Raw genomic sequence first — 15,920 nt, forward strand, 5'->3', positions numbered from 1 at the left:
GCAACAAAGTGAGGCGTCCGTGAAGCCTGAAGTTTTCTACAAGTACACTAATCCTTCCACAGCCGAAATTATTCTCGGGAGTGGTAGGCTTCGCTGGTCGAGCCCGTCCATCTTCAACGATCTGGCAGAATTCCAACGCATGCCTCGCTTCGAGCCGACTGTCAGTGACTCTCATAAACTCTTTTCACAGGCATTAATTGATATTGCCGGCGGAAGGAGAACTGCAGACTTGGCACGCTTAGCACCAACTACATGGATGCTTCTTAACTACATCCAGCAGTCGCTAATGGACGGAGTCTCAGAAGAAGCGCTGCTGGAGCTTCTCGGAAACTTCGCGAACCCGCAAGCGGACGAAAAAATTGAACAAGCGCTGCGAGAACATTTTGATTCACTAGACATTCGGACTGCACGAGTCCTGTGCCTTACTGCGACGTCGCACAATGATGTCATGTGGGGCACGTACGCAGAGAATCATTCTGGCTGCGCTTTTGGTTTCTCGGCCGCATTACCGGAAAGTCCATTTCATGAAGCCAAGCCCGTTATCTATACCGAAAAGAGGGCAGTCGCCGGAACAGGGCTAGACTTTCTGCTGTATGGAAATACACAAAGTTTATGACAAAAGGCATTGGAGGCAGTCTGCTATACCAAAAAGACGGTTTGGTCCTATGAGCAAGAATGAAGATTAATAACCTGGCGACCCAATGAGATCGATGTCTTACATGGCGACTATATATTTTATCCGGAAGAGTTGAATTCAATTATTTTCGGCGCGCGAGCTAAACCAGATTTTGTCGAAAGCATATGCGCGATTGCAGAACAAAAGTATCCAATGGCGAATATTCTAAAAATTACTCATGACAAGGGGGCATTGAGCGCAGTCAGTTTTGCCTAACTGGTCAGTAAAAGTAAGCGCTAATTTAATCGTGCCGGCATTTTCATAGCCCTCGCTGGTTCCTCCGCCCACCATTGCCGCGTGCCTCATTCATTATTTTAGAGACGAAATCATGAAATCAAAAATATTTAAATTTTTGCAATTTCTTATAGGTATTTGTGCAATCGGAGCTATCGTCTATGGTTTATGGCTTCTTATTAAAGAGTTTTTAAGTGCGCTCGCCGCCGCCAGTCCAGAAATAACAGCCGCCATAATTGGTGCTATGGCGACCATTCTAGTTGGCATATCAGCCCTTTTAATAAGCCAGGCGCATGAGCGCAAGCGCGCTGCAGATGAAGCTCATAGACTTAAGAAGATCGAAATATATCAAGGCTTTGTCGATATAATCAGCAGAATGATGGGTGCGTCGAATAAAAATCTTTCGCTAAAAGAGGTTGATCCCCAAGAGTTAGTGTGCTTCGCATTCAAGTTCAAATCCGACATATTGCTTTGGGGGTCGCCGAAAGTAATTAAAGCACAAATATATTTTGAAACCGTTTCAGGGAGTGGTGACACAAAGAATCTATTTCGCGCAGTTAATTCTCTGTACTTGGCCATACGAGAAGACATCGGTCTTAGCAACTCAGGGCTTACCAGTCTTGAGCTGGTTAAGCTATCTTTAAATCCCGAGGCGCGAAAAGAGATAGAGCAATAACTAGGGGTGTTATTTTTTGTTCCGGACTTCAAGATGATATTTGTTATTTCAGCCCTCTACTTAGGGATAATGCAGGGGGCAAAGCGTGCAAGCGATATCAACGGTCACGGTTGTTATCGGCCTTGTCCCGCAGCTAGCCCCGTCTGTTCCGGCAGTTTCGCTTCTCACCACAACCACCAAAAACTCACTTCATTATCTACCCCGCCGTCGGGCGGGTTTTGTGCTGCGCCAGCCGCCGCCTAACCGCCGCTCATTGCGCCACACCTTCCAGCAGATGCTTCGGACAGGGTCAAACGCCAGCTTCCTCCATCCACTTCGGTTTCGGGTAACGACGATCGGCCTTGCCGGCCTTTAGTACCGCGCCCGGCACGTCGTGGCCGACCAGTTGGGGCAGGTCGGCGGCGCATTGCAGCAGACGGTCGAGATCGACGCCGGTGTTCAGGCCCATGCGCTGGAACATATGCACGAGATCCTCCGTGCAGATATTGCCGCTGGCGCCAGGGGCGTAAGGGCAACCGCCGAGTCCGCCGAGCGAGGCATCGAAGCGGTCGATGCCGGCGTTCAGCGCTGCCAGCGCGTTGGCCAGGCCCATGCCGCGGGTGTTGTGGAAGTGTGCGGTGAATACTGCCTGCGGCCAGCTGTTCAGCACTTCGCGGCAGATGCGCTCGACCTGCGCCGGGTCGGCCATGCCGGTGGTGTCGCAGAGGGTGATGCCCTGCACGCCGATCTCCAGCAGGCGTTGCACCAGCTCATAGATGCGCCGCTCGGGCACGTCGCCCTCGAAGGGGCAGCCGAAGGTGGTCGATAGCGAGGCGTTGATGAACACGCCACTGCCGCGAGTGACTTCGATGATTTCGCGGAACTGCACCAGCGACTGCTCAGGCGTCATGCGCAGGTTGGCCAGGCCGTGGGTATCGCTGGCCGACATCACCAGGTTGATCTCGTCCACCTCGCAGGCCAGCGCGCGCTCGCAGCCCTTCACGTTGGGCACCAGCACGGTGTACTCGACGCCCTCCGCACGGCGGATGCCGCGCATCACGTCCTCGGCGTCGCGCAGGTTGGGGATGGCCTTGGGCGAGGTGAAGGAGGTGACCTCGATCTTCGCCAGCCCGGTTTGCGAGAGGCGGTCGATCAGGGCGATCTTGGCTTCGGTCGGCACGAAGTTCGCTTCGATCTGGAAGCCGTCGCGGGTCGCGACTTCCTGGATATACAGGCGTTTGCTCATGGGAGTCCTGTCGGTTGTGCCTGGGCGTAGGGTGGACGACGCTTTACCCGTCCCCCGTCGTGGCTTGCTGGCTGGTGGACAAGCTTCGCGTTGTCCACCCTACGTAGAGCTGTAGTTCGTAGGGTGGATGACGCTCCACCCATCCACCGTTTCGGGAATGTCGCGGTGGATGAAAAAGGCGTCATCCACCCTACGTGGCGTTCAGATGATCCCGCGTTCGCGCAGGCCCTGGCGTTGTTCATCGGTGAGGCCGAGGCCGGCCAGCACATCGTCGGTGTGCTCGCCCAGTTGCGGGCCGCCTTCGCCGATGCGCCCTGGCGTGCGCGACAGCTTGGGCAGCACGCCCGGTACCTTGAGCGGGCCGGCGTAGGTCTGCACCTGCTCGATCATCTGCCGCGCCAGGTAGTGCGGGTCCTTGACGATATCGGCAGCGGTGTAGGGATAGCCGGCCGGCACGCGGGCGCCCTTGAGTGCTTCGATCACCTCGTCGCGGCTGTGCTGGATGGTCCATTCGCCAATAGCGGCATCGATCAGCTCGGCGTGCTGGGCGCGGCCGTCGTTGTGGGCGAAGCGCGGATCATCGGCGAGGTCCTGGCGGCCCATCAGGGTCATCAGGCGCTTGTAGATGCTGTCGCCATTGCCGGCGATCAGCACGTAGGCGCCGTCGTTGCACAGATAGGAGTTGGACGGCGTGATGCCGGGCAGGGCACTGCCAGCCGGCTCGCGTACATAGCCGAAGGCGTCGTATTCGGGCACGAGGCTTTCCATCATGGCGAACACCGACTCGTACAGCGCCACGTCGATCTCCTGGCCCTGGCCGCTACGGTTGCGCTCCTGCAGGGCGAGCAATACACCGATCACGCCATACAGCGAGGACAGCGAATCGCCGATGCTGACGCCGACCCGCACCGGCGGCTGGCCCGGATAGCCGGACAGGTGGCGCAGACCGCCCATGGCTTCGCCGATCACACCGAAGCCAGGCAGGTCGCGATAGGGGCCGGTCTGGCCGTAGCCGGAAATGCGCAGCATGATCAGCCGAGGGTTCAGCTTCGACAGCTCATCCCAGCCCAGGCCCCATTCTTCCAGCGTGCCGGGGCGGAAGTTCTCTACCAGGATGTCGGCTTCGGCCACCAGCTGGCGGACGATTTCCTGGCCTTCCGCGGCCTTGAGATCCAGCGTCACCGAGCGCTTGTTGCGCGACTGCACATGCCACCAGAGCGAGGTGCCGTCCTTTAGCTTGCGCCACTTGCGCAGCGGGTCGCCGACCTTGGGCGGCTCGATCTTGATTACATCGGCGCCGAATTCGCCGAGCAGCTTGCTGGCGAAAGGGCCGGCGATCAGCTGGCCCATCTCGATCACCTTGAGGCCCTGCAGCGGCAGGTTCTTGTCTGTCTGTTCGCTCATCACGACACCTGTGCCGGTTGATTCATGGTGCCGAGCATGACCGACGCACCGGCAGCGGACAATTGGCCGTTGGCCAAGTGAGGTTTCGTGCTTCACGAAGGCTAAGACGAAAGGAGCTTTGAAAAGCTCGGGCTGAGCGGCGCATGCTTCGTCTACCGCGAATACGGGAATCCAATATGCGCCGCATCGATTTCGTCACCCTTCGGCTGTTCGTCGCCATCGCCGAGACCCGTAGCCTGACCCGCGCTGCCGAGCGCGAGCATCTGGCGCTGGCGGCGGTGAGCAAGCGCGTCAGCGATCTGGAAGGGCAGCTCGGCGTCAGCCTGCTCTATCGCCAGCCCAAGGGCGTCGAGCTGACGCCGGCCGGCCACGCGCTGCTGCACCACGCGCGCAACCTGCTGGACAACCTGCAGCAGCTGGACGCTGACCTCAGCGAGTTCAGCCAGGGCGTGAAGGGCCATGTGCGCATCCACGCCAATACCTCGGCGGTGATCGAATTCCTGCCCGAGGACCTGAGTACTTTCACCCGTCAGCACCCGGAAGTGAAGATCGACCTGGAGGAGCGCGTCAGCAGCGACACCCTGCGCGCCCTGCGCGAGGGGCTGACCGATATCGGCATCTTCGCCGGGCATATGCCGGCCGAGGACCTGCAGGTGTTTCCCTACCGCGAGGATCGGCTGGTGCTGGTCACGCCACGCGAGCATGTGCTGGCCGGGCGTGCAGAAATCGCCCTGCGCGATGCCGCCGGCTTCGACTTTATCGGCCTGCAGCAGGACGCCTCACTGCATGCCCTGCTGCAGCAGTCGGCACAGCAGATGGGCACGCCGCTGCGCCTGCGCATCCAGGTGCGCAGCTTCGAGGCGATCTGTCGGATGATCCACACCGGCATGGGTATTGGCGTGCTGCCCGAACAGGTGGTGCGCAACTACCTGCCGGCGCTGGACGTGGCCATCGTGCCGCTGACCGATGTTTGGGCGCGGCGCGAACTCAAGCTGGGCGTGCGCAATCTGGAAAGCCTGTCGGTGACTGCCCGGCAGATGCTCGAACACCTCACGCTTCGCGAAGGCCAGGTCTGAACGAAGCCGTTCGGCGGCGCGATCGCGCCACGGCCTTCGCCAAACGCGAAGTCGCGCTTGGCCAAATAGCAATTCAGCCCGAGGGGGCGGCGGGGTAGAGTCGGGCCAGCGATATGGCTCACACAACTACAAAACGGAGCTCACCCCATGGCACGACTCACCCGTGGCATTACCCGTCTGCTCGCCGCTTCGGCGCTGTTTACCGTCTTCGGCGCCCAGGCCGATCCGATCCTGATCAAGTTCTCCCACATCACCGCCGACAGCACGCCGAAGGGCCAGGGCGCGCTGATGTTCAAGAAGCTCGTGGAAGAGCGCCTGCCCGGCCAGGTGGAAGTGCAGGTGTTCGCCAACTCCTCGCTGTACGGCGACGGCAAGGAGATGGAAGCGCTGCTGATGAATGAGGTACAGCTGCTGGCGCCGGCACCGTCGAAGCTCGAGCAATACACCAAGCAACTGCAGCTGTTCGACCTGATGTTCCTGTTCGACGATATGGCTGCGGCGCAGCGCTTCCAGCAGTCGGACAAGGGCCGCGCCATGCTCAAATCCATGGAGGACAAGGGCATCACCGGCCTGGCCTACTGGCTCAACGGCATGCGCCACTTCACTGCCAACAAGCCGCTGCGCGAGCCGGCCGACGCCCGCGGACTGAAATTCCGCGTGCAGCCCTCGGACCTGCAGGCCGCCCAGTACACCGCCCTGCGGGCAGTACCGCGCAAGATGGCCTTCGCCGAAATCTATCAAGGGCTGCAGACCGGCGTGGTCAATGCCCAGGACAATCCCTGGTCGAACATCTACAGCCAGAAGTACCACGAGGTGCAGAAGTACATCACCGAGTCCGGTCACGGCATCGGCAACTACCTGCTGATCACCAACACCAGGTTCTGGAGCGGCCTGCCGGCAGAGGTGCGCGGCGAGCTGGAAGCGATCATCGACGAGGTCACCGTGGAGGTGAACCGCCAGGCCGAGGCGCTGAACGAGAAGGCCAAGCAGGGCGTGATCGACTCAGGCAAGAGCGAGATTCTGGTGCTTACCGACGAGCAACGCGACAAGTGGCGCGACGCGGTGCAGCCGGCGTGGAAGAAGTTCGAAGCCGATATCGGCAAGGACCTGATCGAGGCCGCGCGCGCAGCCAACTCTGCGCCCTGAGGCAAGCCCGCCAATGGTCTGTTAGACCAATGTGCAGTTTCGGCTACGGCGCTGGCTGCACAGAATGGCGGCGTCTATCTGCGTGATCGGACAAGTGTGTATTCCAACCGGATGGTTGAACGAGCGGCCCTTGAGGCCGCTTTTTTTTGCCCGCGATTCAGCGAGGTATTGGGATTGGCAAGCGCTCCAGGTGAGACCGGTGTGTTCGAGGCGCAGCAAAGGCTGAAGGCATGTGGTACGCCGAATAGCCCTCCGCTAAAAACGATACTCCAGAGATGCTGCGGGAGGGCGAAACAGGCCGTTGCTCGGTGCTGACATGGGGGCTGCGGGCGATGGCTGTTACGAATTGAGACAGCAGCCCTCGGCAAATGGCCGCGAAACAGTGTCTATGCTTGGAGGGTGGCCACTAGTCGTGGCCGCTGCGGTATTCGGCATCGGCTGAAGCAGACGTCTGACAGGCGCGTGGTTGGCGATCCGCACGGGAAGCGCGGATCGATCGGGTGGTGAGGGTTCGCCTGCGAGACAAGGCTGCGACCGGAAAATAACCAGATAACCCGAGGTGACTGCCATGTGTGCTGCGTCCGTGTATCCCGTGTCCCCTGAGGCTGCAAAGCATTCCCTGACCGACGAGGCCGCTTATCGGGCCATGTATCAGCAGTCGGTGATCAACCCTGAAGGATTCTGGCGCGAGCAGGCGGCACGGCTGGACTGGATACGGCCCTTCACGGAGGTCAAGCGCACCTCCTTCGACGACCATCATGTCGATATCAAGTGGTTTGCCGACGGCACGCTGAACGTCTCGGCCAATTGCCTGGACCGGCACCTGGCCGAGCGCGGCGATCAGGTGGCGATCATCTGGGAAGGCGATGACCCCTCGGAGCACCGCGAGATCACCTATCGCGAGCTCTATCAGGAGGTCTGCAAGTTCGCCAACGCGCTGCGTGGCCAGGACGTGCACCGCGGCGACGTGGTGACCATCTACATGCCGATGATCCCGGAAGCCGCAGTGGCGATGCTCGCCTGCGCGCGCATCGGCGCTATCCATTCGGTAGTGTTCGGTGGTTTCTCGCCCGAAGCGCTCGCCGGGCGCATCATCGACGGCAACTCGAAGGTGGTGATCACCGCGGACGAAGGCATTCGTGGCGGCAAGCCGATCCCCCTGAAGGAGAACGTCGACGAGGCGCTGACCCACCCGCAGACGCGTTGCGTGCAGAAAATCATCGTGGTGCGCCGCACCGGTGCCGATATCCGCTGGCATCCGCACCGGGACGTCTGCTACGACGATCTGATGCGGGTGGCCGGCGAGGTTTGCGCGCCGAAGGAAATGGGCGCCGAGGAGCCGCTGTTCATCCTCTATACCTCGGGCTCCACCGGGAAACCCAAGGGCGTGCTGCACACCTGCGGCGGCTACCTGCTGTACGCCGCGCTGACCCACGAGCGGGTCTTCGATTACCGCCCCGGTGACGTCTACTGGTGTACTGCTGACATTGGCTGGATCACCGGGCACAGCTATCTGATCTACGGCCCACTGGCCAACGGTGCGACCACCCTGATGTACGAGGGGGTGCCGAACCACCCGGACGTTACCCGCATCGCCCGGATCATCGACAAGCACAAGGTCAATATCCTCTACACCGCGCCAACGGCGATCCGCGCAATGATGGCCGAGGGTGCGGCAGCCATGGAGGGGGCCGACGGCTCCAGCCTGCGTCTGCTGGGCACGGTGGGCGAGCCGATCAATCCGGAAGCCTGGCATTGGTACTACGAGACAGTCGGACGGTCGCGCTGCCCGATCGTCGATACCTGGTGGCAGACCGAGACCGGCGGCATTCTCATCAGCCCGCTGCCGGGAGCGACCGCGCTCAAGCCCGGCTCGGCGACGCGTCCGCTGTTCGGTGTGGTGCCGGGGCTGGTGGACAATCTCGGCAATCTGCTGGAAGGCCCGGCGGAGGGCAATCTGGTGATTCTTGATTCCTGGCCAGGGCAGATGCGCACCATCTACCGCGATCATGATCGCTTCGTCGACACCTACTTCAAGACCTTTCGCGGCATGTATTTCACCGGCGACGGCGCGCGGCGTGATGAGGATGGCTACTACTGGATCACCGGGCGGGTGGATGACGTGCTCAACGTTTCCGGGCACCGCATGGGCACCGCTGAAATCGAGAGCGCGATGGTTGCCCATGCCAAGGTGGCCGAAGCCGCCGCCGTTGGCGTGCCGCACGCGCTGAAGGGGCAGGCGATCTACGTCTATGTAACGCTGGTTGCCGGAGTGGAGCCGAACGAGGCGCTGCGTCAGGAGCTACAGCAGTGGGTGCGGCACGAGATCGGTCCGATCGCGGTGCCGGATACCATTCAGTGGGCGCCGGGACTGCCGAAGACACGTTCGGGCAAGATCATGCGCCGCCTGCTGCGCAAGATCGCCACGGACGACTACGACACCCTGGGCGATACCTCGACCCTGGCCGATCCGGGTGTGGTGGATCAGCTGATCGAGGCCCATGAAGCGGTGAAGCGGCGCTGAAGTCGAGGGTGCCCGGCGGGGGCGGGCGGCAAGGGCGGGCAGACCGTCAGCGCGTTGGCTTCACCTGCGTGCCGGCCATGCCTGGCGGCAACGGTCTGGCTCGCTGGGCTACCAGCTTCCCGCAACCTGACAGGCCGCCGCGCCGGCCTCATTCGCCGCCCGGCCCGCTCTCGGGCAGATCGCCTAGACGCCAGCAGGCGGGCTTTTCAGGTCATCATTGCCGGTAACCGTGGTGCCGTTGGTGGCGGCCGCCGCATTGGCCCGCAGCTGCTCCTCGTTGGCGGCGTACCGCTCGAAGGGCATCTGGTGCGAGCGTCCTTCGGCCATGCCGGCCTGTTCATTGACTTCGTTGAACACGCGCTTGGCTTCGCAGTGTCCGGTTACGCCGCGGGCTACGGCCATGCCGCCGATGCCCAGCTGCAGCAGGCCGCCGAGGCCGCCGCGACGCAGGCCCTTGGCGAGGAAGTACAGGCCGCCGGCCAGGGACATGGCGCGTTCCCAACCGTGGACGTTCTGTTCGAGGTGCTTGGACGAGTTGTTCATGGGTGGCTCCGACGAGGACATTCCTAATGAATGACTGTCGCCGGAGCCGGCTGTTCGGCACCGCAGGTCGGCAGGCTTGGGCCGATCAGGCCATGCCGAACACCTTGAGCACGAAGGCGTACTCCAATGCCACGTCCTTGAGCGCCTGGTAGCGTCCGCTCATGCCGCCGTGGCCGGCGCCGAATTCGGTCTTGAGCAGCAACAGGTTGTCGTCGGTGCGGGTCGCGCGCAGCTTGGCGACCCATTTGGCCGCTTCCCAGTACTGCACGCGACTGTCGTTGTAACCAGCCACGGCGAGCAGCGCGGGGTAGGCCTGGGCGCGGATATTTTCGTAGGGCGCATAGGCCTTGATCCGCTCATGCACCTCCGGTTGATTCGGATCGCCCCATTCGTCGTACTCGGTGACGGTCAGCGGCAGGTCGGCGTTGAGCATGGTGTTGAGTACATCGACGAAGGGCACCTCGGCGACGGCCGCGCCGAACAGCTCCGGGCGCATGTTCAGCACCGCGCCGATCAGCAGGCCGCCGGCGCTGCCGCCGCTGATGGCCAGGCGCGGCGAGGTGGTGTAGCCGTCGGCCAGCAGCTGCTCGGCGCAGGCGATGAAGTCGCTGAAGGTGTTCGGCTTGTGTTCCAGCTTGCCGGCGCGATACCAGGCTTCGCCGAGATCGCCGCCGCCACGCACATGCGCGATGGCGAAGACGAAACCGCGGTCGAGCAGCGACAGGCGAGCATGGGAGAACCACGGGTCGAGGCTGTGCCCATAGGCACCGTAGCCATAGAGATAGAGCGGAGCCGGCTTGCCGAAGCTGTCACGCCGGCCGACCAGGCTGATGGGAATCTGCGTGCCGTCCTGGGCGGTCGCCCAGATGCGTCGACTTTCATAGGCGTCCGCATCGAAGGGGCCTTCCACCGGGGTTTCCTTGAGCACTGCCTGCGTGCCGTCGGCCAGCGTCAGCTGCCGGACTTGTGCCGGTCGGTTGAGCGCTTCGTAGCGCAGGCGGATCACCGTGCTGGTGAACTCCAGCGAATTCTGTACATGCAGACTGTAGGCCGCATCGGGCAGTTGCAGGCGATAGGGCTGCACGTCCTGTGGCCGCACCTCGATCACCGGCAGGCCGCTCTCGCGCAGGGTCAGGGTGATCGCCTCGGCGTTGAGGCTGACATCCTCGAGCATCACCGCGTCGTCATGCGGGACCAGTTCCTGCCAATGCTCCCGCTCGGGCTGCGCCTCGCTGGCGTGATAGAGGGCGAAGTTGATGCCCGCCTGATTGCTGCGGATCAGCCAGCTCCACTGACCTTCGTGAAGGCCATGATCGGGAAAGTACTCGTGGTCTTCCTGGCGTGGCGCCAGGCACGTCCATTGACCTTCCGGCTCATCCGCCGACAGCACCCAGGCTTCGCTGGTGGTCTTGCTGTGGGAAAGGATGACCAGCTGGCGCTCGGAGCTGGTGCGGTAGCAATGCACGAAGAAGCGTCCGTCCGGATCGTGAAATACCGCGTGGCTGCCAGTTTCTCCGAGGCGATGGCGGTAGATCTTGTGCGGGCGGTGGGTGTCGTCCAGTTCACCGTAGAACAGTGTCTGGCTGTCGTTGGCCCAGGTCATGCTGCCGTCGCAATCGTCGAAGGGCAGGGCGGTCACGTCACCGCTGGCGAGGTCTTTGACGTACAGCCGGTAGATCTCGTCGCCCTCGCGGTCGAGGCTGTAGGCGAGCTTGCTGTGGTCCTGGCTGACGCTGAAGGCACCGAGCGAAAGGAAGCCGCCGCCGGCCAGCTCATTGGGGTCGAGCAGCAGCTGTTCGGCGTTATCGTCAACAGTGAGCGAGCCATCGAGCGGGCGCGGGCAGCGATAGTGCCGCGGGTATTCGTCGCCAGCCGTGGTGCGCTGGTAATACAGCCAGGGTCCCCAGGGTGACGGCAGGGAGAGGTCGGTTTCGCGGATGCGGCCCTTGATTTCCTGGAACAGCGTCTCGCGCAGTTCGGCCTGGTCGGCCAGCTGTTCTTCGAGATAGGCATTCTCCGCCTTGAGGTATGCCAGCACGTCTTCGGCGTCGCGATTCTCCAGCCAGCGATAGGGATCGGTGCCGGTGTCGGCGCGGGCGATGGGGGCGTGGGACATGCAGTAACTCCGGATTCGGTTCGCGGCCGGTAGGGCCGGTGATGGCATAGAGCGAGATGCGCCAGTGTACCTGCTCGGCTAGGTCTACGATTGACTCGGTGGGTACGGTGCGGTTTCAGCCCGTCGGCCAGCCCGAGCTTGCGATCATCGAGGCAGTGAATGCACCACGATGGCTGCAGTCGATAATGACCCGGCGGTCGCGAAATGTCCGCTTGCAGGTGGCTTTCGGTTAGGCAAACCAGCTGATTGACAATGCTGAGCTTTTCCCCGAAGGTGTGCCGACCCAAATCAAACGGGCGTATGAATCGAGCGTTTGCCAGAGCAGATGCCGGTCACCCGGATTATCGTGTCGGTGGGTGTCGTTCGCCGCAAGGCGCGGCCGAGTAGGGCCGAAGACGTGAGACACGTAACGTTCAGCTTCCATACCTGGAGATCAGTTGATGATTTACGAAGGTAAAGCCATCACGGTTAAGGCTCTTGAGAGCGGCATCGTCGAATTGAATTTCGACCTCAAGGGTGAGTCCGTCAACAAGTTCAATCGCCTCACTCTCAACGATCTGCGCCAGGCCGTCGATGCCATCAAGGCTGACGCGTCGGTGAAAGGCGTCATCGTTACCAGCGGCAAGGACGTATTCATCGTCGGCGCCGACATCACCGAATTCGTCGACAACTTCAAGATGGCCGACGAGGAACTGGTCGCCGGCAACCTCGAAGCGAACAAGATCTTCAGCGATTTCGAAGACCTGGGCGTACCCACCGTGGCCGCCATCAACGGCATCGCCCTGGGTGGCGGTTTCGAGATGTGCATGGCTGCCGACTATCGTGTCATGTCCACCGCCGCCAAGGTCGGTCTGCCGGAAGTGAAGCTGGGCATCTACCCGGGCTTCGGTGGCACCGTGCGCCTGCCGCGCCTGATCGGTGTGGATAACGCCGTCGAGTGGATCGCCTCCGGCAAGGAAAACCGCGCCGAAGACGCGCTCAAGGTCCATGCAGTCGATGCCGTGGTCGCTCCGGAGAAGCTGCAGGCCGCTGCACTGGATCTGGTCAAGCGCGCCATTTCCGGCGAGCTGGACTACAAGGCCAAGCGTCAGCCGAAGCTGGACAAGCTCAAGCTCAACGCCATCGAGCAGATGATGGCCTTCGAAACCAGCAAGGCCTTCGTGGCTGGCCAGGCCGGCCCGAACTATCCGGCCCCGGTCGAAGCCATCAAGACCATCCAGAAAGCCGCCAACTTCACCCGTGACAAGGCCATCGAAGTCGAGGCCGCCGGCTTCGTCAAACTGGCCAAGACCTCGGTTGCACAGAGCCTGGTCGGCCTGTTCCTCAGCGATCAGGAACTGAAGAAGAAGGCCAAGGCCTACGACAAGCAGGCGCGTGACGTGAAACTGGCAGCCGTACTCGGCGCCGGCATCATGGGTGGCGGCATCGCCTACCAGTCGGCCGTCAAGGGCACGCCGATCCTGATGAAGGATATCCGCGAAGAGGGTATCCAGATGGGTCTGGACGAGGCCTCCAAGCTGCTCGGCAAGCGCGTCGAGAAAGGCCGTCTGACCGCTGACAAGATGGCGCAGGCGCTCAACGCGATCCGCCCGACCATGTCCTATGGCGATTTCGGCAACGTCGACATCGTCGTCGAAGCCGTGGTCGAGAACCCGAAGGTCAAGCACGCCGTGCTGGCCGAGGTGGAAGGCCATGTTCGCGAAGACGCGATCATCGCTTCCAACACCTCCACCATCTCCATCAGCTACCTGGCCCAGGCGCTCAAGCGTCCGGAAAACTTCTGCGGCATGCATTTCTTCAACCCGGTGCACATGATGCCGCTGGTGGAAGTGATCCGTGGCGAGAAGACCAGCGAAACGGCTATCGCCACCACCGTTGCCTACGCCAAGAAAATGGGCAAGAGCCCGGTCGTGGTCAACGATTGCCCGGGCTTCCTGGTCAACCGCGTGCTGTTCCCGTACTTCGGCGGCTTCGCCCGCGCCATCGCCCACGGTGTCGACTTCGTTCGCGCCGACAAGGTGATGGAGAAGTTCGGCTGGCCCATGGGTCCGGCCTATCTGATGGACGTCGTCGGCATGGACACCGGCCACCACGGCCGTGACGTGATGGCCGAAGGCTTCCCGGATCGCATGAAGGACGACACCCGCACGGCTGTCGACGTCATGTACGAGGCCAACCGTCTGGGCCAGAAGAACGGCAAGGGCTTCTACGCCTACGAGATGGACAAGAAGGGCAAGCCGAAGAAGGTCGTCGATGCCCAGGCCTACGAGCTGCTCAAGCCGATCGTTGCCGAGACGCGCGAGCTGTCCGACGAGGACATCATCAACTACATGATGATCCCGCTGTGCCTGGAAACCGTGCGCTGCCTGGAAGACGGCATCGTCGAGACCGCTGCCGAAGCCGACATGGGCCTGATCTATGGCATTGGCTTCCCACCCTTCCGTGGTGGTGCGCTGCGCTACATCGATTCGATCGGCGTCGCCGAGTTCGTCGCGATGGCCGACAAGTACGCCGACCTGGGCCCGCTGTACCACCCGACCGCGAAGCTGCGTGAGATGGCTGCCAACGGCCAGCGCTTCTACGGTTAATCGAGGGAGAGAGAATTCATGAGCCTGAATCCAAGAGATGCAGTCATCGTCGACTTCGGTCGCACCCCGATGGGGCGCTCCAAGGGCGGCATGCACCGTAATACCCGCGCTGAAACCATGTCCGCACACCTGATCGACGGCGTGCTGGCGCGCAACCCGAAGATCGACCCGGCCGAAGTCGAGGACGTGATCTGGGGCTGCGTGAACCAGACCCTCGAGCAGGGCTGGAACATCGCCCGCATGGCTTCGCTGATGACGCGTATCCCGCACACCAGCGCCGGCCAGACCGTGAGCCGTCTGTGCGGTTCGTCCATGAGCGCCCTGCACACCGCCGTGCAGGCCATCCAGACCAACAATGGCGACGTGTTCGTCATCGGTGGTGTGGAGCACATGGGCCACGTCAGCATGATGCACGGCGTCGACCCGAACCCGCAGCTGTCGCTGTACGCCGCCAAAGCGTCCGGCATGATGGGCCTGACCGCTGAAATGCTGGGCAAGATGCACGGCATCACCCGCGAGCAGCAGGATGCCTTCGGTGAGCGTTCGCACCGCCTGGCGCACAAGGCCACGCTGGAAGGCAACTTCAAGGATGAGATCATCCCGATGGAAGGCTACGACGAGGACGGTTTCCTCAAGGTCTTCGATTACGACGAAACCATCCGTCCGGACACCACCCTGGAAAGCCTGGCTGCGCTGAAGCCTGCGTTCAATCCTAAGGGCGGTACCGTGACTGCAGGTACTTCCTCGCAGATCACCGACGGCGCGTCCTGCATGATCGTCATGTCCGCCCAGCGCGCCAAAGATCTCGGCATCCAGCCGTTGGCCGTGGTTCGCGCTATGGCACTGGCTGGCGTTGACCCGGCAATCATGGGTTACGGCCCGGTTCCGTCCACCCAGAAGGTGCTCAAGCGCGCCGGTCTGACCATGGACGACATCAGCCACGTCGAGCTGAACGAAGCCTTCGCTGCACAGGCTCTGCCGGTGCTCAAGGACCTCAAGCTGCTCGACAAGATGGAAGAGAAGGTCAACCTGCATGGCGGCGCCATCGCCCTGGGTCACCCGTTCGGCTGCTCCGGTGCGCGTATCTCCGGCACCCTGCTGAACGTGATGAAGCAGAACAACGGTACGCTCGGTGTCGCCACCATGTGTATCGGTCTGGGCCAGGGGATCAGTACGGTCTTCGAACGCGTCTAACAGACAGATGCAAATGACTGCGCTAGGCTGACAGCCAATCTCGCGACTGAGCGGGAATATGATTGTCAGCCGGTGCATGGAAGCCGGGGCCTGGTGCCCCGGTTTTTCTTTTTTGTATTTGTGTGGAGGTAGGCATGCAGTTGCAGCCGGGGCGTTATCGCCATTACAAGGGGCCGGAGTATCGCGTGTTCGCTGTGGCGCGACACTCAGAGACGGAAGAGCCGGTAGTCTTCTATCAGGCGTTATACGGCGAGCGCGGCCTCTGGGTGCGGCCATTATCGATGTTCACCGAAACGGTGGAGGTCAATGGTGAAACGGTGCCGCGGTTCGCACTGATCGAAGCCGAGGCGAGCCTTTTTGCTGGCTGAACTGGCATTTGGCCATTTCGCTCGCGCTTGACCTCACGTCCATCGCCACTATATATAGCGGTGCTTTTCAGGCAGAGCTAAACCTCAGCGTCTGGTTCGTGGCATCGAGTCGGTGCTCTGTTTCGCGAACGGCCATGCCAGGCAACGGCA

The 15,920-nt window shown here is 61.7% G+C and carries 12 protein-coding genes; 8 read left to right on the forward strand and 4 right to left on the reverse strand.

Features of this window, described 5'->3' with window-relative positions:
- Positions 1-19 precede the first annotated feature (19 nt).
- A complete protein-coding gene (locus tag EA798_RS20560; protein ID WP_147456790.1) occupies positions 20-616 on the forward strand; it encodes a DUF2971 domain-containing protein in 597 nt (198 codons plus the stop codon).
- 388 nt (positions 617-1,004) lie between these two features.
- Positions 1,005-1,586, forward strand: coding sequence for a hypothetical protein (locus EA798_RS18480; protein WP_122099893.1), 582 nt, complete (start codon positions 1,005-1,007; stop codon positions 1,584-1,586).
- A gap of 289 nt (positions 1,587-1,875) precedes the next feature.
- On the opposite strand, the gene EA798_RS18485 is transcribed toward EA798_RS18480, so the two are convergent.
- Positions 1,876-2,811, reverse strand: coding sequence for a hydroxymethylglutaryl-CoA lyase (locus tag EA798_RS18485; protein ID WP_122099894.1), 936 nt, complete (start codon positions 2,809-2,811; stop codon positions 1,876-1,878).
- Between the two features lie 201 nt (positions 2,812-3,012).
- On the reverse strand, positions 3,013-4,215 hold the full coding sequence (locus EA798_RS18490) for a CaiB/BaiF CoA transferase family protein (RefSeq protein ID WP_122099895.1): 1,203 nt from the start codon (positions 4,213-4,215) through the stop codon (positions 3,013-3,015).
- A 176-nt stretch (positions 4,216-4,391) separates the two neighbouring features.
- On the opposite strand from EA798_RS18490, the gene EA798_RS18495 reads away from it, so the two are divergent.
- The 3 genes from EA798_RS18495 to acs all read left to right on the forward strand — a co-directional run bounded on the left by EA798_RS18495 (position 4,392) and on the right by acs (position 8,961).
- On the forward strand, positions 4,392-5,291 hold the full coding sequence (locus tag EA798_RS18495) for a LysR family transcriptional regulator (protein ID WP_122099896.1): 900 nt from the start codon (positions 4,392-4,394) through the stop codon (positions 5,289-5,291).
- A gap of 147 nt (positions 5,292-5,438) precedes the next feature.
- Positions 5,439-6,437, forward strand: coding sequence for a DctP family TRAP transporter solute-binding subunit (locus tag EA798_RS18500; RefSeq protein WP_122099897.1), 999 nt, complete (start codon positions 5,439-5,441; stop codon positions 6,435-6,437).
- Between the two features lie 568 nt (positions 6,438-7,005).
- A complete protein-coding gene (gene acs, locus EA798_RS18505; protein ID WP_122099898.1) occupies positions 7,006-8,961 on the forward strand; it encodes an acetate--CoA ligase in 1,956 nt (651 codons plus the stop codon).
- A gap of 183 nt (positions 8,962-9,144) precedes the next feature.
- Here acs and EA798_RS18510 read toward each other — a convergent pair whose 3' ends face one another.
- Both EA798_RS18510 and EA798_RS18515 read right to left on the reverse strand, forming a co-directional pair.
- Positions 9,145-9,504: a YgaP-like transmembrane domain gene (locus tag EA798_RS18510; RefSeq protein WP_015277427.1), complete on the reverse strand. Its 360-nt coding sequence runs from the start codon at positions 9,502-9,504 to the stop codon at positions 9,145-9,147.
- Positions 9,505-9,589: 85 nt separating this feature from the next.
- Positions 9,590-11,620 (reverse strand): S9 family peptidase, encoded by a 2,031-nt coding sequence (locus EA798_RS18515; protein WP_122099899.1) that lies wholly within the window; start codon positions 11,618-11,620, stop codon positions 9,590-9,592.
- A gap of 440 nt (positions 11,621-12,060) precedes the next feature.
- Between EA798_RS18515 and fadB the strand changes: the two genes are divergently transcribed.
- The 3 genes from fadB to EA798_RS18530 all read left to right on the forward strand — a co-directional run bounded on the left by fadB (position 12,061) and on the right by EA798_RS18530 (position 15,770).
- Complete coding sequence (fadB, locus tag EA798_RS18520) at positions 12,061-14,208, forward strand: fatty acid oxidation complex subunit alpha FadB (RefSeq protein WP_122099900.1); 2,148 nt, start codon at positions 12,061-12,063, stop codon at positions 14,206-14,208.
- Between the two features lie 18 nt (positions 14,209-14,226).
- Complete coding sequence (gene fadA, locus EA798_RS18525) at positions 14,227-15,402, forward strand: acetyl-CoA C-acyltransferase FadA (RefSeq protein ID WP_106155233.1); 1,176 nt, start codon at positions 14,227-14,229, stop codon at positions 15,400-15,402.
- 134 nt (positions 15,403-15,536) lie between these two features.
- Complete coding sequence (locus EA798_RS18530; protein WP_106155232.1) at positions 15,537-15,770, forward strand: DUF1653 domain-containing protein; 234 nt, start codon at positions 15,537-15,539, stop codon at positions 15,768-15,770.
- Positions 15,771-15,920 lie beyond the last annotated feature (150 nt).

The organism is Pseudomonas songnenensis (assembly GCF_003696315.1).
Taxonomy (GTDB): domain Bacteria; phylum Pseudomonadota; class Gammaproteobacteria; order Pseudomonadales; family Pseudomonadaceae; genus Stutzerimonas; species Stutzerimonas songnenensis.